The sequence below is a fragment of the Brevibacterium sp. 239c genome (assembly GCF_900169365.1).
In the GTDB taxonomy this organism is placed as follows: Bacteria; Actinomycetota; Actinomycetes; order Actinomycetales; family Brevibacteriaceae; genus Brevibacterium.
Genome location: NZ_FXZH01000035.1, coordinates 1 through 20,810 on the forward strand (window position 1 = coordinate 1; position 20,810 = coordinate 20,810).

Genomic DNA, 20,810 nt, shown 5'->3' on the forward strand with positions numbered 1-20,810 from the left:
ACCGAACGGAGTCGGCAAACGCTCAAAGAGATCAATACTGACCTCGAAGTCACGCTCAGCCTTAGTCAACAGATCGGCCGCATAGATCCCGGCAGGACCGGCACCCACAATAGCCACACGGAAGGGATTCGTAGTCATAGTTCTCCTGTGTTCTGGGGCGGCAGTGCCGCGATCAGGGGATGGTCGGAATCGATGACGCCATGGGCGGCAGCGCCTCCCGGGGACCCGATGGTGTCGAAGAAGTCGACGTTCGCAGAGTAGTAGGCCTCCCATTCGTCTGGGACATCGTCTTCGTAGAAGATCGCCTCGACGGGACACACGGGTTCGCAGGCGCCGCAGTCCACGCACTCTTCGGGGTGGATGTAGAGGGAGCGAGCACCTTCGTAGATGCAGTCGACGGGGCATTCGTCGATGCAGGCCCGGTCCTTCACGTCGACGCAGGGTTGGGCAATGATGTAGGTCATGGGTTCCTCACGAGTTCCGGTTCGGAGGTCTGCGCCCGGGCGAAGGCACCGACGGCGTAGGGGCTCAATGTCACGACATCACCTGCAACGACGATGGCGGGCGAGCGCACACCTCGGCGAGCTGCTTGGCCTGCGATCGAGTTCAAGGTCCCGATCGTCACTCGCTGGTTCTCGCCGAACCCGTCCTCGATGATCGCGACGGGGCAGTCGCCTCCGCGTCTCCCACGGGCCAGGATCATCGCCGAGTGGGCCAAGGTGCCGATGCCCATGAGCACGACAACCGTGTGATCGCGGCAGCCACCGAGCTCAGCGAGCTGATCGTGGCCGGTGATGACGGTGTAGGCAGTGGCCAGACCGCGGTGGGTCAACGGAATCCCGGCGACGGCGGGGACCGAGTTCGCGCTGGTGACACCGGGGACGACCTGGACCTCGACGCCAGCCTCTCTGCAGTGGGCGACCTCTTCACCGCCGCGTCCGAAGACGAACGGGTCGCCGCCCTTCAGCCGGACCACTCTTCTGCCCAGTCGCGCCTGTTCTACGAGGATCTCGTTGATCCGGGTCTGTGGCACCGGATGGTGGCCGGGGTACTTTCCGACGTCGATGATCTGGGCTGCGAGCGCTTCGCCCCGTTCGACTTCGAGCTGATCGATGACCGTGCGGGCGCCGAGGCGGTCGGCGACGATGACCTCGGCCGATTCCAGGGCGCGCAGGCCCTTGACGGTCAGCAGGCCCAGATCACCGGGGCCGGCCCCGATGAGGAGGACGCTGCCGGGGACTTGCCGGGTGAAGAGACTCATTCCGCACCTTCTTCCGCTGGGGTGTGGATGCCAGCGGCCACGGTGGCTCCGGTCTGCGGGTCGATGATGAGGAAGCCGCCGGACCGACCATGCTCGCGGAAATCCGCCAGCGGCAGTGCGGATGCCAGCTTCACCTCGGCGAGGCCGATGTCATTGCCGGCGAGCACCTCGGCGGGTTCGGACACCGAGGTCGTGAGGTTCCGCTTCGATTCGATCGTCACGAGGGCCTTGACCGTCGTCGTCCCAGCCTTGACGAGCACCCTGTCACCCGAGCGCAGGCCCTGTGCCGTGAACGGGAAGACCTCGGCACGCAGAAGTTTGCGCGGCATCGGCAGGGTTCCGGCCGCGGCCAGCACGCTTCCGCGGGCCATGTCGATGTCATCGGCCAGTCGCAGCGCCACCGACAGTGGCGCACCCGCCGATTCCAGAGGGCCGTCGGCGGTGTCGATGCCGACGACCTTTGTCCTGATCCCTGCCGGGTGGACATCGATCTCATCGCCGAGGTGGACCCGGCCGGAGGTGACCTGTCCGGCCACGGCCCGGTAGTCTCGGAATTCCTCGGGGTTAAGTCCCGGTGCCAGTCCGCCCTGCGGGCGCAGAACCGATTGGACGTCGAGGCGGAAGGGTTCGAGATCGGCGGTGTCCTCCTCCTTGCTGGGAAGGGTTTCGAGGAGTTCGAGCAGGGCCGGCCCCGAGTACCAGGGGGTGTTGGACGAGGCTTCGGCGACGTTGTCTCCGGCCAGTGCCGAGACCGGAATGAGGTGGGCGGTGTCGAGCCCGATCTCGGTGGCGAGTTCCTCGACCTCGTGCTCGACCTTGGCATAGGCTAGGTGGTCGTAGTCGAGGAGGTCGATCTTATTGATCGCGACGATGACATGCCGGATGCCCAACCTCTGCACGACGGTGAGGTGACGCCGTGTCTGCTCGGTGGCGCCGGTGCGGGCGTCGATGAGGACGACGACGGCATCGGCGGTGGTGGCGCCGGTGACCATGTTGCGGGTGTATTGGACGTGGCCGGGGCAGTCGGCGAGGATGAACGATCGCCTGTCGGTGGCGAAATAGCGGTAAGCGACGTCGATCGTGATGCCCTGTTCGCGTTCGGCGCGCAGACCGTCGGTGAGCAGGGCGAAGTCGAACTCGCCGCCGACGAAGCCGCGCTCTTCGCTGGTGCGCGTGACAGCTTCGAGCTGATCGGCGAGGATCGCCTTCGCATCGTGGAGCAGGCGACCCACGAGCGTCGATTTGCCGTCGTCGACGGAACCGGCTGTCGCGAAGCGCAGCAGAGTCTTCGTCTGCGTTGCAGCGGTGGTGTCTGGTGTTGTCGTCATCAGAAGTATCCGTCCTTCTTGCGATCTTCCATCGCCGCGGCCGAGATCCGGTCGTCGGCTCGGGTGGCTCCACGTTCTGTCACAGTGGTCACAGCCACCTCGGCGAGGACGGAGGCGATGTCGCTCGCCTCCGATTCCACGGCACCGGTGCAGCTCATATCGCCGACGGTGCGGTAGCGCACGGACTTGCGAATGACGTCTTCGCCGGCGCGTGGAATCGAGAATTCTCCGGTGGACCACCACATGCCGTCGCGGTTGAAGACCTCGCGTTCGTGGGCGTAGTAGAGGTGCGGCAGTGCGATGTTCTCGCGTTCGATGTAGCTCCACACGTCGAGTTCGGTGAAGTTCGAGATCGGGAACACTCGCACGTGTTCGCCGTTCACATGGCGGCCGTTGTAGATGTTCCACAGTTCGGGGCGTTGGTTGCTGGGGTCCCATCCGCCGAATTCGTCGCGCAGGGACAGGATGCGTTCTTTGGCCCGCGCTTTGTCCTCATCCCTGCGGGCACCGCCGAACACCGCGTCGTAACCGCCGGTCGCGATCGCGTCGATGAGCGGTTGGGTCTGCAGAGTGTTGCGGGTGCCGTCGGCACGTTCGCGCAGGCGGCCGTCGTCGATGTAGTCCTGGACCTTCGCCACGCTCAGGTCAATGCCGTAACGGGCGGCAGTCTCGTCGCGGAACTTCAGGATCTCCGGGAAGTTGTGGCCGGTGTCGACGTGAAGAAGACCGAACGGGATCTTCGCGGGCCAGAAGGCTTTGGCTGCGAGGTGGAGGACAGTGACGGAGTCCTTGCCACCGGAGAACAGCAGCACGGGCTTCTCGAATTCGGCCGCGACCTCGCGGATGATGTGGATCGCCTCGGATTCGAGAACGTCAAGGGTGGACAGTGGTTTCTGGGTGGACAGAGGTGTGTGATCGATGCTCATACGTGCAGCCCGCATTCTGTTTTGTTAGTTCCAGCCCAACGTCCGGCACGAGGGTCCTCACCCTCGGCCACGGGGTTGGTGCAGGGCTGGCAGCCGATGGACGGATAGCCCTGCGACAGCAGTGGATTTACCGGCACGTCGAACGCACCGGCGTAGTCGAGAAGGTCGTCGAAGGACCAGGCGGCCAGAGGGTTGACCTTGACCAGTCCGTTCTTCTCATCGAAGGTCACCAGCGGCGTGTTCGCACGGGTCGGTGCTTCATCCCGGCGGACTCCGGTGAACCAGAGTTCGTAACCGGCCAGCGACTTCTTCAGAGGTGCGACCTTGCGCCGGGCACAGCAGAGTCCTGGGTCACGGTTGAAGAGTTCGGCACCGAATTCCGCATCCTGCTCGGCCACGGTCTGCTCCGGGAGAACATCGACGATGTTGACGTCGACCTTGCTGGCCACCTCGTCGCGGGTCGAATAGGTCTCCGCGAAGTGGTAGCCGGTGTCGAGGAAGAGCACATCGACGCCGGGCAGGTACTGGGCGACATAGTGCGGCAGTGCGGCGTCGGCCATCGAGCAGGCCACCGCGCAGGAAGAGGTGTCGAAGTTGCGCGAGACCCAGCGGATGACGTCGGCCGGGTTGGCCTCGGCCACGCCGTTATCGGGATCGCCGGCGAGTTCCTTCGCCCCGGCCTCGGCGAGGGCCTTGAGCTCATCAAGACTGCGCGCCCTGGCGGCAGTGTCGTGTGACTGTGTCGTGCTCATACCAGCTCCTCATCGTCGACGCGGTGTGCCCATTCGGAGAACGTCTCGGTCTCGCCGCGACCGTCGAGGAACCGGCGGACGAGTTTCTCGACGTAGTCGCTGAGGTTGTCGACCGTCACCTTGAGGCCGCGAACTGTGCGGCCGAGGCCGGCTTCGTCGCGGTCCTTCGAGGCCAGCCCCCCGCCGACGTGGACCTGGAACCCGGGAACCTGCTCACCCTCATCTGTCGTAACGATCTGGCCTTTGAGCCCGATGTCGGCGGTCTGAATGCGTGCGCACGAATTCGGGCAGCCGTTGAGGTGCAGGCTGATCGGGTGGGGCAGATCAATACCCGCGAGGCGCTCTTCGAGCGTCGCCACGGCGTCTGCTGCCGTCTGCTTAGTCTCGACGATCGCGAGCTTGCAGTATTCGATGCCAGTGCAGGCCATCGTCGAACGGCGGAAAAGATCCTTACGGCTGGAGAGGCCGAGGGCATCGAGGCCTGCGACGACCTCGTCGATGTCTGCTTCGTCGATATCGAGGAGCAGGACCTTCTGATGCGGAGTCGTGCGCAGTCGCGTGGATCCGAACTTCTCGGCCAGATCGGCGATCTGGTTCAGCAGGGTGCCCGAGGCGCGGCCGGCGATGAGACTGACTCCGATGTAATACTTTCCGTCGGCCTGCTTATGCACGCCCACGTGATCGCCCGCTGTCATAGGCTTCTCCGGGGCGGGACCGTCGGCGAGCTTGTAGCCGAGGTATTCGGTCTCGAGGACCTCGCGGAACTTCTCCGGGCCCCAATCGGCGAGGAGGAACTTCAGACGTGCCTTGTTGCGCAGACGGCGGAAACCGTAGTCGCGGAAGATCTCCGTCACCCCGAGCCAGGTCTCGACGACCTGGTCGGGCGCGACCCACACACCGAGTCGCTCGGCGAATCGGGGAACCACAGACAGGGCTCCGCCGACCCACAGGTCGTAGCCGATGCCCTTCTCAGGATGTTCGACGGCGACGAACGAGCAGTCGTTGATCTCATGGACGACGTCCTGGCTGGGGTGGCCGGTGATCGCCGTCTTGTACTTGCGGGGCAGGTTCGACAGGCTCGGGTCGCCGATGTAGCGGCGCGAGATCTCTTCGATCGCCGGTGTCGGGTCGATGAGCTCATCCGCTGCGATGCCCGCCACGGGAGAACCGAGGATGACACGTGGGACGTCGCCGCAGGCCTCGGTTGTCTGCAGGCCCACGGCTTCGAGGCGCTCCCATATCTCGGGCACATTCTCGATTTCGATCCAGTGGAGCTGAATGTTCTGGCGGTCGGTGAGGTCGGCACTGCCACGACCGAAGTCGTTCGAGATGCCCGCGATGGTGTTCAGCTGCTCGGTGGTGAGCTTGCCTCCATCGATGCGGATCCGGAGCATGAAGTACTCATCCTCGAGCTCGTGTGGCTCGAGCGTAGCGGTGCGGCCGCCGTCGATGCCGGGTTTGCGCTGTGTGTACAGCCCCCACCACCGGAAGCGCCCGTGCAGATCGGTGGGATCGATTGATGCGAAGCCGCCCTTCGAATACACCTCTTCGATCCGGGTTCGGACGTTGAGTCCGTTGTCTTCGGCCTTATCGATTTCGTTTTTGTTCAACGGTTCTGAGCCGTCGACCTTCCACTGACCATTCGACTTCTTCTGTCGGGCAGGCTTCACGGGAGCACCGGAACCCCGGGTTTGCTTGATTTCATCTACATGTGCGGACACGGTCGTCTCCAAACGCTGCTGTGAACCTTTGGTGCGTCACGCTACAAGAGAATTGGATTGCTCAACAACTCAGGGTCCCCAATCATGTCGTTTCGTGACACATGACGTCATAAGTCTGGACGATGACGATCCGGGTCGAGAGAATTGACGCCGAGTCAGAGTGCTGAGATTATCCGATCGCGAACAATCTCGACCAGCAATGACGGGGCCTCCGCGCGGTCAAGGAGCAGCGGTGGGGTGAGGATGTCGCGGGACTCAGCAATGAGCGCCGAGGCGAGGTCCTGGAAGAATCCCGGGGCCAGGAGATAGCTCGAGAGCACTACACGTCCACCAGACCCACGTTTCTGCTCAACAATATCGCCCAGGCGGTCTCCCCCGCCGGCATGGAACCCCGCAACGACGGGCCTCGAGAGCTCATGAGCCAGTGATTCAGCCATCTCCAGGCAGGCGTCGTTGGCCCTGTCGTCACTCGATCCTGCGGCTGCTAGCACCACCTGGTCCTCGTCTTCGAGGTTCGGCAGACGCGCGGCCAGAATCTGGGCAAGGCGCGGGTCAGGTCCCAGAGTCGACGTCAGTCGGATGTCACGGCTTTCGGAGGTTCTTCGCGCTTCGCGTTCACCACCGCCTTGCGCACCGCGTCCATCTGCGCCTCCCGCGGCACGGATGGCTTCGGCCAGGTCGACATGCACGTGATACCCCGGGGAGAGCAGCAGCGGCACGAGGATCACCGGTGAGTCGTGGGGCAACGCCGAGAGCACCTCGGCGACATCGGGCTGTTGAACATCCACGTGGCCGAGCATCACCTCCTGGGCCAGCCCACGGGAGAGCAGGTCTTCGGTGACGGCGGAGGCGAGAGCTTCGATGACTCTGCGCCCCTCTCCCGACGATGTGCCGTGGGAGATGAGTCCGATCGATGGCAGCGGCATTCAGATCACCTCCAGTGGCATCGGTGAGCTTGGTGCAGGGAAAGCACAATCGATATCAGCCAGGTCGCCGCTCCCCAGCTCGATATCGACTGCAGCGGCGTTGGCACGCACGTGTTCTGGTGTCGAGGCCTTCGGTATGGCGATGACGTCCCCTGACCGGATTGCCCAGGCCAGCAGGATGTGGGCGGTGGTGACGTCGTGACGGCGGGCCACCTCGGCGAGGGTGGGATCCGTCAGCAGTCGCCCCTGTTCGACGGGCGAGTACGCCATCGTCGTGATGTGCGGACGGTTGCGGCGGTGGGTGGGCAGAAGATCGAACTCGGGTCCGCGGCGGGACGGGTTGAGCAGAACTTGGTTGACCTGCGGCACAGCAGGCAGCTCCATGATCTCGTCAGAGTCGAAGTTGCTCACGCCCCAGGCGCCGATGAGCCCCCGCTCGCGGAGCTGTTCGAAGGCTGCGATCGTCTCGTCCACGGGGTAGGCGCCGGGCCAGTGGAGGAGGTAGAGGTCGATGTGGTCGGTTCCGAGGACAGCCAGTGACCGTTCGCAGGCTTCAATGGTCCCGGATTCCGAGGCATTCGTGGGCAGAACCTTATCGACGAGAAACACGTCATCGCGCACAGGTGCGATCGCCTCTCCAACGAGGTTCTCGGAGCGTCCGGAGCCATACATCTCCGCGGTGTCAATGAGGTTCACGCCTAGTTCGATGCCCTCACGCAGGGCCGCGATCTCGACTTTCCTCTGCGCAGGGTCGTCGCCGATATGCCATGTGCCCTGCCCGAGGAGAGGAAGGGCCGTGCCGTTCGCTGTTGTCGTCGTGGGGATCATCCGGTCATCGTAGTCGAGCGTCCCGCGATGATGACCGCGTTGCGTCATGTGCCCGGATGGACACATGTGTCTCCGGATCTGAACAGCGAAATCCTTCGTCGTCGCCGCAGTGATGGCAGAATCGTCAGTGAACGCACAACGCCCGTGGTTGCCGGAGAGGCCATCACCGAACTTCTCTGAGGAGCATGACGATGAAATCGATGCCCAAGGCCGCATTCTCAGCCCGTACCATCACTGCCACTGCCGGTATCGCCCTGGCCCTGGCCCTGACAGGCTGCGGCGGCGGGGAGAAGGACGAGCCGGCGAAGAAGTCCGATGAGGCCGCGCAGACAGAGAAGGGCGGCATGCAGGGCAAGGCTGCGCCGAGCGAGTCGGAAAGTGCGCCAGCCGTAGCCCCCAGCAAGTCTGCCGAGTCCGAGCCGAGCAAATCGAAGGATCTCTTCGCCGATGCCCCGCGGACCACGTCCTGGGCCAGTGATGACGGGATCAAGGTCGACAAAGAAGGCGATGGAAAGATCCCCACGGCATCCCTGGAAGCTGATATCGACGACCTGTTCACAAACAAGTTCGATATGAAGGTCTCGAAGGTCGAATGCCGTGATGATATGAAGGTCATGGGCTGGTGGGGTCTGACAAGCTGCGAGGTTCATACGAAGAAGAAGACCTACTTCGGCTCGGTCAAACTCGTCGATCACAAAGACAATATGATCAAGTACGAGGTCAAGTTCCCCGGGCTCGATAAGGACGAAGTGGACTTCTAGGTCATTGCGCGGACTGCGTCGAGTCCCACCATTTCAGAACACGAGTGGCTTGGAGGGTCACCCACTTCGACGGTTCACCGGTCGGCACGTCGACGTGGAACCAGACATCGCCGTCTAGCCGGTGCCCCTGCAGCCAGGTCCCGTCGGACTGCCGCTGGGATCTGATGGCCTCGGACATTCGTGAGTCGGGCGAGGCTCCGTCCGCGTCTGCCGCCGCCCGAAAGTAGTCGGCCGCGGCGAGCACGTTGTAATAGGCCCGCCGAGGATGGGCGAAGCTGAATACTCGACTGTAGAAGGGCTCCCCCGTCGAGAGTCTGCGGAAGAGTTCGCGCCGCAACAGATACTTCTCTCCTCGGGCACGCGCGGCCGCGACCCGCTCGGCGTCACCGGTGCGAACCTGGTACTCGAGGAGTCCGATCAGGGCATTGAGCGTGGAATGGAAGGAAGCCACTGTCGAGCCGTCCACCCATTCGCAGTTCCAACCCCCATCGTCGAGCTGGTGGTCGAGGAACCAATCCACGATCTCATCGACGTCGGCACCGAGCCACAGGCCGTTCGACAGGGTCATCGCGTTGATGCAGACATCGACCTCCCCGCCCCAGTAGGGCATGTCCTCGTATTCCCACTTCACCGGGACCAGCTGTGCCGCGGTTCCCTCCAGCGCCGAGGCAGGAACTCCCCATTCACGAAGCTCGTTGAGTGCCCAGGTGGTGGCCGTCCACGGCTGCGGGCCCTCTCCCCTGAAGTCGGCTGGGAAGTACGCGCCTCCCGCCCACTGCCCGTCTGCGTCTTGGCGGCTGAGGAGCTCACGGCCGAACCCTTCGGCAGGGACCCATTTCCGAGTCTCCTGCCATGTGTCTTCGTCGACGTCTAAGAGGTCGCGCTCGACCTGCCAGCGCAGTGCAGGGTCGGAGTCCAGAAGCCAGTCGCTGAGCGAAGTGTCAATCATCGTTGATTTCCTACTGTCGGCAGGTGTCTTACTGTGGGCAGGTGTGTGAGCCCGAGTCTACGTCGTATCGGCATGACGGGCGCTGCGAATCTGTTCATTGCCGAGGTGGGGAATAATCAGCTTTGTGATCATTCCGGGCACCGGGCTATGGTGTCGGCTATGGCACTTCAGGATGCAATTTTGGCCGCTCTCTCCAATGGCGAGTCATCGGGATACGACATGGCGAAGGCCTTCGATGTGACTGTTTCGAACTTCTGGACCGCCTCTCCGCAGCAGCTCTACCGCGAACTCGACAAGATGGAGACCGCCGGCCTGATCGAGGCTCAAGTGGTCCAGCAGGTGAAGCGACCGAACAAGCGACTGTTCTCCCTCACCGACCGTGGCCGAGAGGAGTTGCGCAATTTCACCGTCCGCGCGCCCAAACCAACTGCGATCCGTGACGAGCTGCTCGTCCAGGTCGAGGCCATGAACCTGGGAGACGCCGCAGCGATCGCAGCCAATGTGCAGGACAAGCTCGCGGCTTCAGAGTCAAAGCTCCAACGCTACGAACGCTCTCAAAGCAACCTGCTCGAGGGCCGGAGCGAGCAGACTTTCCTGTCCGAGGCGGATCACCTCGGTCCGTACCTCACGTTGGCCAGAGGCATCACTTTCGAACAGGAGAACATCCGCTGGTGCGAGTTCGTTCTGACGACTCTCGCCGACCGGACTGCAACCCTTTAGCGTCCGTCGGCAACGATCGGCTCGAGGTGTGGTCTCTTGGCCACCCGGCCGTCCCCGGATGATTTGCCAGTCAGCCGCCGATAGATCCACGGTCGTACGTGTGTCCACCACCAGTGTGCTTCGGTCCTAGCCGTGCGCAGCGGTGCTGGCCCCTCGGGTGCACTGAGCACATCGAAGTCGACCGGCAGGCCGAAACTTTCCGCCACCGCGCAGGCGAGCCGTTCGTGGCCTAGCGGGGCGAGGTGAAGTCGATCATCGTCCCATGCACGGGGATCTTCGAAAACCGAGTTGGTGGTGTTGGTGAGCGGCTGGATTCCGTATTCGTCGGCGAGATACTGGTAGATCGCGTTGAGACGCAGTCGACGGGGGTTGATCAGTGGACCGGCTGGTGAGACTCCGGCGATGTTGGGGATGGGAACGACGAAGACCTTGGCCCCGGCCGAGGTGAGGGGCTCGACGATCCCCACGAGGTCGCTCTTCAGCGCGTCGAAGTCGACCCGGGGCCGCATGATGTCATTCATTCCGGCGGTGAGGGTCACAAAGTCGGGCCGCATATCAGTAGCCGTCTGAGCTTGAGTGTCGACGACCTGGGCAGTCTTGTACCCACGCACAGCCAAGTTCGCATAGTGGATCGGCCGTTCATTGCCGTAATGCGCGGTGAGAAGGGAGGCCAGGCGATCGGTCCAGCCTCGCGCGCTGCCATCAGGCCACGGCTCGTCACCGACACCTTCGGACAAGCTGTCACCGATCGCAACGTAGCGCAGCGGAAGAGGATCGTTCATCACAGGCTCCATTAGTCAACAAATTGAGTAACAGCCAGCGTAGCTTCGCCCCCAGCCCCGAGTCCAACATCTGAACGTGTCCGATCACACAGGAATTTCCATTTCTCAGGTAACCTTGCTTTTTATGAGGGAGCCGATCTCCGAGCGCCGACGCAAGCTGCGAGAATCCATCATCGTGATGGTCCTCGTCTTAATTGTCCTGTCCAGCTTCAAACTTCTTCACTGGGGCTCACAAGATCAGTCCTGGTATCAGGTCATCCTCGTGGGCCCTGTAGCCGCTGCCATCTACTGGGCGCTGACCAATTCGCTTCGAAAGTTCACGGAGGACGATGTCACTGCGAAACCACAGGCTTGAGTGGCGAATCAGAAAGAACCCCCATCCCTTAGATGGAGGTTCTTCTGTCAGAGTAGCGGGAGGGGGACTCGATCCCCCGACCTCACGATTAACAGATTCCAAGCAGACATGCTTCGACTACGACGTGAACTTGCTTCGCAATCTAGTGGCACTGGGCAATTACTTGCCGCATCGTGGGTTGTCGCACTCCGTAACCTGGTGATCGAAGGCGCTGACGACCAATGAAAACGAATCACCTCAGCATCCGGTCCGTGAAGGCAATCCTCACGCGTGCAGGGTTCGACTATTCAGAGCTCAGTTTCACGATCATCAACCGGTCTGGCTCTCATTTGGGTGGGCGCTATACCGGGCGTCGTGTCGAACAATTTGACGTTCGGATTGCCGGCCAGCCAGACAGCCGCAGGACAGTGCGCGCGATTCTCGGTGAACGCGGCCTAGAAGTAGCACCCATGCCGGACCATGACGATTGGAGCCGCGGCTCCGTTACGATACCTGCCCATGGATAACTCCGCGTCAGCACCGTGCAATAGCCTGCTGGATACAAACCGCACCTCAAGTCTAAGGAGAAGTCACCATGGACTTCGGAGTCATCGTTGCGCTAGTAATCGGAGGCTTCATACTGGTCGGCGTCCTCGGCATAGCTGTCAGGCTTGCCTTCTTCGCCTGTGCCGCATTAGCAGCAGCATCTTTCCTCCAAATTTTCCTGGTCGAATCATCGGGTTCACTTTGGCTAGCTGCCATCGGCGGAACGACCGGATTCTTCCTCTTCGGAGCACTCCTCGGCAGGCCTCGGTAAAGCCGAACAGGTTAGGACATGCTAAAAACAATCTCACTTCCCCTATTCGAAAGTGAGATCCCATGTCAGACCACCAGCTGTCGAAACCACACCAGGCGCTCCACGACGCGTTCACGACCGCCCTATCGACCTACCGCTCTCCACACACAGTCGAGCTACGCGGCTACTATCTCCAACGGCTCATGACATGGGCTCAAGACGCCACCGAGCATGGTTCTGTCCTTAGACTCACCCTAGAAGATTTCCACACTTGGCTTTCCAAAGACGTTGGTCCAGCAATCTCCACGAAACGGTCTGCCCGCTCTACCCTCAGTGTGTTTTACGAATGGGCCGAAACGATCGGCAAGATCAAGAAGAACCCTGCGCGCAAGCTCCCCAGCATGCGCAACAGCGTCGGAATCCCGAACCCGTGCCCGACCGATGACATTCAACGAGCCCTCGACCGAGCAACACGCCCCATCGACGTACTGATGATCCTCTTCGGCGAACTCCAAGGAATGCGAGCCGGAGAAATCTCTCGAGCCCACTCCGACGACGTCATGCTTCCCACCAAGGAACTCCGCGTACTCGGCAAGGGCAACAAACAACGCCTCGTCCCCCTCCACCCCCTCATGCAGGAACTGTTGCCACAGTTCCCAACCGGATATTTCTTCCCTTCCGACCGGAACCCCTCGGGACACATGTTGCCCCGTTCAATCGGTCGACGTGTTCGGCATCTTCTTGGTTTCCAACCCGGAAGAAATGCACACTCGCTGCGCCACAAGTTCGGCGTCGACGCCCTCGAGCTCAACCCCGACCTTATGGGCCTGCGAGACCTTCTTGGCCACGCGTCCGTTGCTACGACGCAGATCTACACGAAAGCGTCCAGCAGTCGGTTACGCAAGCTCGTTGACGACATTCCAGAACCGCCCGGGCACCGCGACAGACTCCAAGCGCTCAAGCGCGAGGCAATCCCCTAATCACTGGCGTAACGATCCTCGCCACGTCTCCAGCGACAAACACTGTCATCGCGTGTGCCCGAACTTCGTGCACAAGTCCACACCAACAAAGGAACCGTGATGAGCAAAATTCCCACCCACTACCCCGTCAAGTACAAATGCGGCCACACCGCCAGTACCGACCTCTCAAAAGTCCCGCCCTCGAGACGCGCCCAAGCGGCACGATCAGACTTCTACGCCACGAAAGCAGGCAAAGACCAGAAAGGGATGATCTGCCCCAACTGCTTCAAGAAGCAACGGAAATCCGACACCGAGAGCTTCCTCAACCAGCTCATGCTCGACACCGAGGCCTTCGAGACAGCGCACGACCTACCGGACCTTGAAGGCACCGACCGAATGGTCTCATCCGGTCTCGTCGAAAGCGCACGACGTGACCGCTACAGCGTTCTCTCCACCCTGCTCGGCGACGACACTGAGTACCCCGACAACCGCGAAGAGGTCATCACCGCAGCCCAATCACTGACCTGGGCCGGCTGGTGGGCCAACACACTCTCCTACGGGATCCGGAAGGACAACGACTACGGGCAAGAAGAGTTCTACACCCTCGTCATCGACGGTTCCGAACAGGAAGCGAAACGCGATAAGACCGAGCGCGTCGTGGCCGAAAACCCCCACGACTGGAACCCCAACGAAACAGAATGACGACTCGAGGTGACCATCATGACCACCCCAACCGAGGAGGAACCGATGTCAAACATCACTGTGTGGGCAACCCCGCAATGTAGCAAGTGTAAGAGCACGATCGACTTCTTCAAGCGAGCAGGGTTCCCACCGACCGTGAAAGACCTCTCCGCTCCCGAAAACCTCGACAAACTCAAAGAGATCAAGGCCGCAGGCCACGCCACAGCACCCTATGTCGAAACACCCACCGACTCGTGGTCCGATCTCAGGCCCGACAAGATCGCCCAGGCGATTGCAGCCGAACGCGCTGCAGCACCATCACCGACCCTCCAGTCACCGACACATTCCCATGATCTGAGCGCATGAAAACGCTCATTTCACGCCTTGACCACGGCACCCGCCTCTCCACAGCGGTTGTCGTGGTCATTGCTGTGACCCTCATTCCCCTCGTCATCGCACTGTGGCCCCACCAGCCCGGCTCAACCGCGACCACCTACCCCTCTGCTGTTCTCTCTGACGTGTCCTACACCGACTGCGAGAACGTCACCGACGAAGTTCCTTGCGGCCAAGCCACCGGCACTCTAAACACCGGGCAACAAGTCGAGGTGATGCTCTTCCGCGATGCCTGGCTCTCACACGCCGCCAATGGCGACCGATCAATCCTCTACGCCTCCAGCAGCCCCGACTCAGACACCGTGTACACATTCCACTCCCACGACCGCGCAATCAAACTCGCCGTGTTCACGATCATCGTCATCATCGTCGTCCTTCTCGTAGTCGGCGGTAAAGGTATCCGCGCGATCGCCTCCCTCCTGGCCTCCGCCGTCTTCATCTGGGCCTTCCTCATCGGCGGAATCTCAGGCGGTGGATCCCCGCTGCTCTACACGACCGTCAGCATCGTCCTTGTCCTCACCGCGGTGCTGTTCTTCACCCACGGCCTCTCAACGAAAACACTCGCCGCCTGGGCAGGAACCATATGCGGAGCCGCAACAGCCATGATCGCAGGCACACTACTGTCCACTTGGTTGCGACTGGGCCCCGCAGACGAGTCCGCCTCCGCGCTGACCTACACCAGCCTCGACATTGACCTCTCCGCCCTGTCTCTGGCCGCGCTCCTCATCGCTTTGATCGGGATCCTCAACGACATTGCAGCAGCCCAGGCCGCCACCGTCTTCTCTCACACCACACCGGGCACAAGACCAAGCTGGAAAGCGATCGCCCCGACCGCCCTGGCCGTCGGCAGGGACCACTCGGCCTCAGCGATCTACACCATCAGCTTCTCCATCGTCGGCGCCGGCCTCGCCGCGTTCGTCCTCGCCCACGCCTACAACCAACCCTTGTCAGCGTTCCTCCAGACCGACACCGTTGCCACGACACTCACTCAAATGCTCGCAGGCATCATCGGAATCATCATCACCATGCCAGCAACAACAGCCTTCGCACTCCTTCTCTCCCGCATCCCCACCAAGCCACAGACCTTATCTGCGCACACTCACTGACACTCACCCCACGACGGCCCTGCACGAAACGTGCGGGGCCACTGTCCGTGTGATCTCACTCGCATCATTGACAAACATTCCCCCGCTCAAACGGCGCACAGAAGGCGCAACCCGAAAATCCCCTCAAGGCGGAGAGACATGCACGACACCACAGATACGACCCCAGACACCGTCTTCCCCGAGCTCGCCCCGAACGGGCTGATCGTCACCGCCGAAGTCACCCTCAGAGACCGGTCGAACGTCTCCGTGTCCAAACCCACCCTCGACGCAACCCTGGCCATGATTCGCCGCCGCCACCATAACCGGCCACCCGTGATCGAACTCGCACCCGTCCATGCCAAAGACACCGTGTGCTTCGCCCCTGGCCGCTGGCACGTCACCGCCACGGGTCTGGAGCTGCTCGACCCCTCAAACAAGACCCCCACCACGTATCAGATGGAGTTCCACAACTTCTCGATCATCACCCCCGGCGAAGGGTCAATCGCAGCAAAGTCCTCACTCTCGGTCGTCGTCGCTGCCGCTCAGTCACTGGCCAACCGCAACGTCGAAGAGTTCGAACTGACTTCGGCACTGCCCGGGTTCCGTGGCCTCGTCCTCTCCCCCGAGAGCTTCGACGACACCGTCGAGCTCTCAACAGTCCCAGAACTGCCGCCCAAACCCACGACCAAGCCACATACTCCTTCACGACTGCGCAGGTTCATCACACGGGCGAAGAAGCCGTGGGAGGCTGTCAAACCGGCACGCACCACCAAAATCCGACCACGGAAGCCAACCACACGTCGGAAGAATGCGCTCCTCCCCATCGAGTGGGCCAAGAAGGCACCGGTCATCCTGACCATCGGAGCCGTTGTCCTCGTCGGCCTCCTCATCGTCGGCCTGCTCCAGTTCGCACCATCGCGCGAGGCTGAACCCGCAGCAGCACCCACTTGGTTCACCCCAGCACCGACGGCAGAGCCCGCAGACGCAGAACTTCTCACCGGATACGACAAGAAACTGTGGGAACTGCCAGCCGATAAAACCGCAGCGCTGGGATGGTTCAAGGCCGGAGTCGCCTACGTCACTCCCGACAGTGGCGAACTCGCCCTCAATGACACCTCCACTGGAGACGAGATCGCGAAAGCAAAACTCGACGGACCCATCAAGTACACCGCCGAGTTCACCACCGGCGACACCCCAGCAGTCGCGGCACGCACCGACAAGTCCGTCACCGCAATCACCGCCGACGGAAAGACCCAATCATGGTCAGTCGCAAAGGATCAGAAACTCAACGTCACCGGCACCACCCCGATGATCACGTCGAAGAACGGTGACATCCACGCCCTGACTGTTGGTGAGAAGGCCCCGGTCGCGGTCACCGGCAATCCTCAGTTCCTGCCGGCGTCGATCGACGACCACTCCCTCATCCAAGTCGAGTCCGGGAAGCCACGACTCGTCAGCGTCCCGTTCGGCGAAACTGACGATGAAGCCACCACAATCACGTTGACCGCCCCGACAGACGATGCAGCGTTTGTACGGCACATCAGTGCTGGACATGGTCTGGCGGTTGCCGAATGGGCTGTCGAGGGCACCAACTTCATCGTCGTCCACTCACTGACCGAAAACGGTGCTATCACCGGGGCGACAGAAGCCTCCCCAACCAGCCAGGACTGGAAAGTCGGCCGCGGCCTCGAGACCGCGATCATCGGCGATACCGCGTTCAACCTCAGCAACGGCACCATCGCCGCCCAATCAACTACTGGTGACTTCACAACAGCTCTCGGACCCGCCGCGATCACCGAGGCCGGAGCAGAGCGCACTTACTACCTGAACAAGCACACCTATACCGATCCAGATCGTGTCATCGGCTTCACCAGCGAAGGCATCGCACTCGTGCGCGGCTCCAACGGTGTCGTCACCGCCAATGAGAAAGGTTCAACCAAATGACACAAGTAACACCCGCTAAGAGGCGAATCCTCGCAGCCGCGCTGGCTGTCGGCCTCGCCACATCAGGAACCACCATGGCCACCTCGCTGGCCCATGCCGATGAGACCAGTGAAGGGTCGGCTTCCGAAGACCCGGCCCCAGAGGTCGAAACACCACGAGCTGACACTCAGCCCGCCAAGAAACCCGAAACCACCCCACCGGCCAACGACAAGCCCGAAGCACCCACTAAGGCGGAAACCCAACCTGCCAAAAAGCCAGAACCGGCACCCACTCCCCCAGCCCCCGACAACGTTGACACACAACCCGCGAAGAAGACCGAGCCGAGCGTACCCGAGCAGCCGAAGGCAGACACTCAGCCAGCGAAGAAACCCGCCGAACCAGCAAAGGTCGACGAACCTTCTGCCCCGGTGGAGATCCCCGAGGCCCCCAAGGACGATGATGGCCAGGATGATTCCGATGGCCAAGCCCCAACTGAGAACCCCACCGAGGAACCAACAGAGGAACCGACGGATTCGCCCTCGGATGAGCCGACCGAGGAACCGACTGATGATCCCACAGAGGATCCAGGGGACGACCCGGATTCTCCCGAACCTCCGGACGAAGATTCCTACGACCCGACCGACCCCGGTGACCGTGGCGAGCCAGATCCCGAGGCACCGGCTCCCCCGCCTGACTCCGACCACCAGTACCCGGTTGACAATTCCGACCCGGTGACCGTCAAGCCAGCGATCCCACCCGAGGACTACGACCAGACCTCGATCGGGCTCGTCGACCCGAAGACCGGCAAACGCTCACCGAAGGCCACAGTGGACGGATACGGGACGTTCGTAACGCTGCCTGACGGATCGGTGACCTTCACCCCTGACAAATCGTTCGAGGGTTCCGTGACGATCAAGTACTTCGTCAAGAACAGCAACGGCGACTGGGTTGTCGGCTGGTTCACCGTCCACGGTGGTGGCACCACCCCACCTGTCGACAAGGACGCTACCGCCGATAGCAACGGAGACGACTCTGCCTCGGGTGGTTCCACGGCGGACGGCGACAACAAGGACGCCAGCGCTGACGCCGGATCCAACGGTTCTGATGCGACCAGTAGCGCAGACGGAAGCGACAACGCAGGCGGCGGAACCGCTACTGATAACGGTGGTGCTGATGGTGCCAACGGAGATCAGAGCAGCGAAGGCGACAAGAGCGCCGACGGTGCCAACAGCGATGACACCGGCACTGCAAATGGCGACCGGGAAGCCGAAGCCGATGCATCTGGTACTGACGCGACGGCAAACGCACAGGGCCCGCCTCCTGCCGCTGACAGTGACAGCAACGCAGGCTCCGACGACGGAGGCCCGGGCACCTCTGCAGCCGATGGTGATGAGCCCAAGGCTGGCAAGGACGGTGGTGATCACAAAGGCACTGGCGACAAGGACAAGGACGAGCCGGATATTGCCGATGACTCCAACCTTGAAGACAACGCCCCAACCACTCCCGGTGATGTTCCTGAGCTGCCGTCTGGTCAGGGCGACGAAGACCAGTACCAGTCCCCGGCTCCCCGCGACGAGACAACTCTCGTCGACGGCGACGATGATACTCCCAGCGACGAACCCTCCGACGAGTCGACTCCGTCACCGGATCGGACTGAAGAAGTTGTCATCACCGACGGTAGTACCCCTCGCGCGGGCGAACCCGCCACCGAAGGGATCAACGGTGCCACGGTCGGGTTCAGCCTCGGCGCGCTCGTCGTGGCAACAGTAGGCGGGTTCATCCTCTACACCGTGCTCCGCCGTAAGAAGGACGATCAGTAACCAACCATGATGACCACCGGCCCCGCACCCAGGGGTCGGTGGTCATTGCCGAAAGGCCCCCGCAATGTTCTCACTCAAGTCGCTTCTCCCCGGTGCCGCCACTGTCGGTGCGGGCTTCCTCGCCCTCGTCATCATCGTCCCAGTCCTCTTCGGACTCATGGCCGCCAGCGGTGCCTGCACACCGGTCAGTGACGACGGTAACGGCGGTGGCGACGTCGGAGACATCGGAGACATTGACCCGACTGAAAAGGCCCACGCTCGAGCAGTTTTCACTGTGCTCTCGGATAAGGGCATGTCGAACACCAATATCGCGGGGATCCTTGGCAACTGGTCACAGGAATCGGGCGTCGACCCAACGAGCGTCCAGGGCATCATGGACTCGCCTTACAAGATGACTCCGAAGAAGCGGGAGAAGGCTGAATCGTTCTCCGGTGGTCTCGGCCTGGGTCAGTGGACGGGTAGCCGCAACAGCAAGCTCAAAGCGTATGCGAAGACGAAGAGCACAGACTGGTGGACCATCGAGCTCCAAATGAACTTCATGGCCGATACGAAGGGCGATGACGCGCAGAGCGTCCAAGTCTTCGAGGACATGATCAAGAACGAACTCGACTCAGTTTCGGCTGCGACGACGCACTTCCACGACAAGTGGGAGAAGGCCGGTGCTCCGAACATGCCGAATCGGATCAAGCAAGCCGAGAAGTGGTTCAAACTCATGAAGGACTGGAAATCCGGTGACAAGGCCCAAGCAGCCGGCTCCACCCCCGAGCAGGGTGAAGCGATCGCCGGAGGCACAGTCACCGCGCAGAAGAAGAAAAAGCTTCCCCTAGGAGACGTCAAGCCCCACGTGCAAGAAGCGGCCGAGGTCATCTACGACGAATATGCCGGCATCACTGGTGTCGGCGGGTACCGTTCCGGCAGCACGTCACGCGACCCCAACGGGCACCCCGTTGGTCTCGCTGTCGACTTCATGGTCCCGCTGAACATAGACGGTAAGGCCCTTGGTGACGATATTGCGAAATTCGTCATCGACAACCACGAAGCACTCAACATCAAATACGTCATCTGGTACCAGCGCATCTACAACGTCGAACGTGCCGATGAAGGCTGGCGGAAGATGCCCGACCGTGGTGGAGACACCCAGAACCACAAAGACCACCCGCACGTCTCTTTCCAGACCGATTCCAAAGGAGATCCGAAAGATGCCGCGGGTAAGGGTGGCAAAGGCGGCGGCAGCGACGATTCTGACGACGGCAATGCCGATAACGTCAACTGCGAAGCAGACGGCACGGGCGGTGGATCAGGCGACGATGACATTCCTGACGACGGTCGTAAGAATCCCGGCGCGTGGGGTGGGCACAAGAACGGTGAGATCCCAACCGACAAGCTCAAGAAGATCCCGTGGACCCCGGACAGCAAGAAGGAATACCTCCGCAAGGACGCCACCGAGGCACTCATCGCGATGAATAAGGCGTACAAGAAGGAATTCAATACCGATATTGCCATCACCGACGCCTACCGCGATTTGGCCGAGCAGAAAGTCCTGTACAAACGCTACGGGCCAGGACGGGCAGCTGTACCCGGGAAATCGAACCACGGTTGGGCTCTAGCTGTTGACTGTGGCGGCGGCATCAACAAATTCGGATCACCGCAGCACAAGTGGATGCAGAAGAACGCGAAAAAATTCGGTTGGGAGCACCCACCGTGGGCTCGTGAAGGCCAGAAGAACCAAGAAGCCTGGCGTTGATACTGGAAAGGTCGGGAATCCCGGTGTGACCCAAAGCCTGACTGACCCGTTCCGCGGTGTCCTTCTCGTGATCTGTCCACCAGGGTTCCCGTCACCACCGAAAGAGAACCAGCCGGTGGGG

The 20,810-nt window shown here is 61.8% G+C and carries 22 protein-coding genes; 11 read left to right on the forward strand and 11 right to left on the reverse strand.

Annotated elements, in window-relative coordinates; all coding sequences use genetic code 11:
• The 9 genes from BSP239C_RS20600 to BSP239C_RS19710 all read right to left on the reverse strand — a co-directional run.
• Positions 1–138 (reverse strand): NAD(P)-binding protein (locus BSP239C_RS20600; RefSeq protein ID WP_145997514.1); only part of this gene is annotated, 138 nt, incomplete at its 3' end.
• Positions 135–464, reverse strand: a complete 330-nt coding sequence (gene fdxA / locus BSP239C_RS19675; protein WP_101575022.1) for a ferredoxin — start codon at positions 462–464, stop codon at positions 135–137. The genes fdxA and BSP239C_RS20600, both read right to left, overlap by 4 nt.
• Positions 461–1,261 carry a uroporphyrinogen-III C-methyltransferase gene (gene cobA / locus BSP239C_RS19680; RefSeq protein WP_101575023.1) on the reverse strand — a complete coding sequence of 267 codons (801 nt, stop codon included), beginning with the start codon at positions 1,259–1,261 and terminating at the stop codon, positions 461–463. The genes fdxA and cobA overlap by 4 nt, the downstream gene beginning before the upstream one ends.
• Positions 1,258–2,589 carry a sulfate adenylyltransferase subunit 1 gene (locus tag BSP239C_RS19685; protein ID WP_101575024.1) on the reverse strand — a complete coding sequence of 444 codons (1,332 nt, stop codon included), beginning with the start codon at positions 2,587–2,589 and terminating at the stop codon, positions 1,258–1,260. Before BSP239C_RS19685 ends, cobA begins: the two co-directional genes overlap by 4 nt.
• On the reverse strand, positions 2,589–3,515 hold the full coding sequence (gene cysD, locus BSP239C_RS19690) for a sulfate adenylyltransferase subunit CysD (protein WP_180959117.1): 927 nt from the start codon (positions 3,513–3,515) through the stop codon (positions 2,589–2,591). The genes BSP239C_RS19685 and cysD overlap by 1 nt, the downstream gene beginning before the upstream one ends.
• On the reverse strand, positions 3,512–4,267 hold the full coding sequence (locus BSP239C_RS19695; RefSeq protein ID WP_101575026.1) for a phosphoadenylyl-sulfate reductase: 756 nt from the start codon (positions 4,265–4,267) through the stop codon (positions 3,512–3,514). The genes cysD and BSP239C_RS19695 overlap by 4 nt, the downstream gene beginning before the upstream one ends.
• The gene (locus BSP239C_RS19700; protein ID WP_374701054.1) at positions 4,264–5,988 is read right to left on the reverse strand and encodes a nitrite/sulfite reductase; all 1,725 of its coding nucleotides are present in this window, start codon (positions 5,986–5,988) and stop codon (positions 4,264–4,266) included. The genes BSP239C_RS19695 and BSP239C_RS19700 overlap by 4 nt, the downstream gene beginning before the upstream one ends.
• Positions 5,989–6,143: 155 nt before the next feature.
• Entirely contained in the window at positions 6,144–6,914 is a 771-nt protein-coding gene (locus BSP239C_RS19705; RefSeq protein ID WP_101575028.1) for a sirohydrochlorin chelatase, read from the reverse strand.
• Positions 6,915–7,790, reverse strand: a complete 876-nt coding sequence (locus tag BSP239C_RS19710) for an aldo/keto reductase (RefSeq protein ID WP_308298084.1) — start codon at positions 7,788–7,790, stop codon at positions 6,915–6,917.
• Between the two features lie 137 nt (positions 7,791–7,927).
• Here BSP239C_RS19710 and BSP239C_RS19715 point away from each other — a divergent pair, with 137 nt between their 5' ends.
• Positions 7,928–8,503, forward strand: a complete 576-nt coding sequence (locus BSP239C_RS19715) for a hypothetical protein (protein WP_257930298.1) — start codon at positions 7,928–7,930, stop codon at positions 8,501–8,503.
• Between the two features lies 1 nt (position 8,504).
• On the opposite strand, the gene BSP239C_RS19720 is transcribed toward BSP239C_RS19715, so the two are convergent.
• Positions 8,505–9,452 carry a squalene cyclase gene (locus BSP239C_RS19720; RefSeq protein ID WP_101575030.1) on the reverse strand — a complete coding sequence of 316 codons (948 nt, stop codon included), beginning with the start codon at positions 9,450–9,452 and terminating at the stop codon, positions 8,505–8,507.
• A gap of 159 nt (positions 9,453–9,611) precedes the next feature.
• On the opposite strand from BSP239C_RS19720, the gene BSP239C_RS19725 reads away from it, so the two are divergent.
• Entirely contained in the window at positions 9,612–10,172 is a 561-nt protein-coding gene (locus BSP239C_RS19725; RefSeq protein ID WP_101575031.1) for a PadR family transcriptional regulator, read from the forward strand.
• On the opposite strand, the gene BSP239C_RS19730 is transcribed toward BSP239C_RS19725, so the two are convergent.
• The gene (locus tag BSP239C_RS19730; protein ID WP_101575032.1) at positions 10,169–10,954 is read right to left on the reverse strand and encodes an SGNH/GDSL hydrolase family protein; all 786 of its coding nucleotides are present in this window, start codon (positions 10,952–10,954) and stop codon (positions 10,169–10,171) included. The two genes, BSP239C_RS19725 and BSP239C_RS19730, sit on opposite strands and share 4 nt — an antisense overlap.
• 124 nt (positions 10,955–11,078) lie before the next feature.
• Here BSP239C_RS19730 and BSP239C_RS19735 point away from each other — a divergent pair, with 124 nt between their 5' ends.
• The 9 genes from BSP239C_RS19735 (at position 11,079) to BSP239C_RS19775 (ending at position 20,689) form a co-directional block, all read left to right on the forward strand.
• Positions 11,079–11,309, forward strand: a complete 231-nt coding sequence (locus BSP239C_RS19735) for a hypothetical protein (protein ID WP_101575033.1) — start codon at positions 11,079–11,081, stop codon at positions 11,307–11,309.
• A 574-nt stretch (positions 11,310–11,883) separates the two neighbouring features.
• A complete protein-coding gene (locus BSP239C_RS19740; protein WP_009883624.1) occupies positions 11,884–12,105 on the forward strand; it encodes a hypothetical protein in 222 nt (73 codons plus the stop codon).
• 314 nt (positions 12,106–12,419) lie between these two features.
• Positions 12,420–13,064 carry a tyrosine-type recombinase/integrase gene (locus tag BSP239C_RS19745; RefSeq protein WP_167389500.1) on the forward strand — a complete coding sequence of 215 codons (645 nt, stop codon included), beginning with the start codon at positions 12,420–12,422 and terminating at the stop codon, positions 13,062–13,064.
• A 99-nt stretch (positions 13,065–13,163) separates the two neighbouring features.
• A complete protein-coding gene (locus BSP239C_RS19750) occupies positions 13,164–13,745 on the forward strand; it encodes a hypothetical protein (RefSeq protein WP_101575035.1) in 582 nt (193 codons plus the stop codon).
• Between the two features lie 18 nt (positions 13,746–13,763).
• Positions 13,764–14,090 carry a glutaredoxin family protein gene (locus BSP239C_RS19755; protein ID WP_145997005.1) on the forward strand — a complete coding sequence of 109 codons (327 nt, stop codon included), beginning with the start codon at positions 13,764–13,766 and terminating at the stop codon, positions 14,088–14,090.
• Positions 14,087–15,223 carry a YibE/F family protein gene (locus BSP239C_RS19760; RefSeq protein ID WP_101575037.1) on the forward strand — a complete coding sequence of 379 codons (1,137 nt, stop codon included), beginning with the start codon at positions 14,087–14,089 and terminating at the stop codon, positions 15,221–15,223. The genes BSP239C_RS19755 and BSP239C_RS19760 overlap by 4 nt, the downstream gene beginning before the upstream one ends.
• Positions 15,224–15,361: 138 nt before the next feature.
• Positions 15,362–17,146, forward strand: coding sequence for a hypothetical protein (locus BSP239C_RS19765; RefSeq protein ID WP_101556144.1), 1,785 nt, complete (start codon positions 15,362–15,364; stop codon positions 17,144–17,146).
• Positions 17,143–18,945 carry a hypothetical protein gene (locus BSP239C_RS19770; RefSeq protein ID WP_127361985.1) on the forward strand — a complete coding sequence of 601 codons (1,803 nt, stop codon included), beginning with the start codon at positions 17,143–17,145 and terminating at the stop codon, positions 18,943–18,945. The genes BSP239C_RS19765 and BSP239C_RS19770 overlap by 4 nt, the downstream gene beginning before the upstream one ends.
• Positions 18,946–19,009: 64 nt before the next feature.
• Positions 19,010–20,689, forward strand: coding sequence for a phage tail tip lysozyme (locus tag BSP239C_RS19775; protein ID WP_101575038.1), 1,680 nt, complete (start codon positions 19,010–19,012; stop codon positions 20,687–20,689).
• The last annotated feature ends 121 nt before the right edge of the window (positions 20,690–20,810 follow it).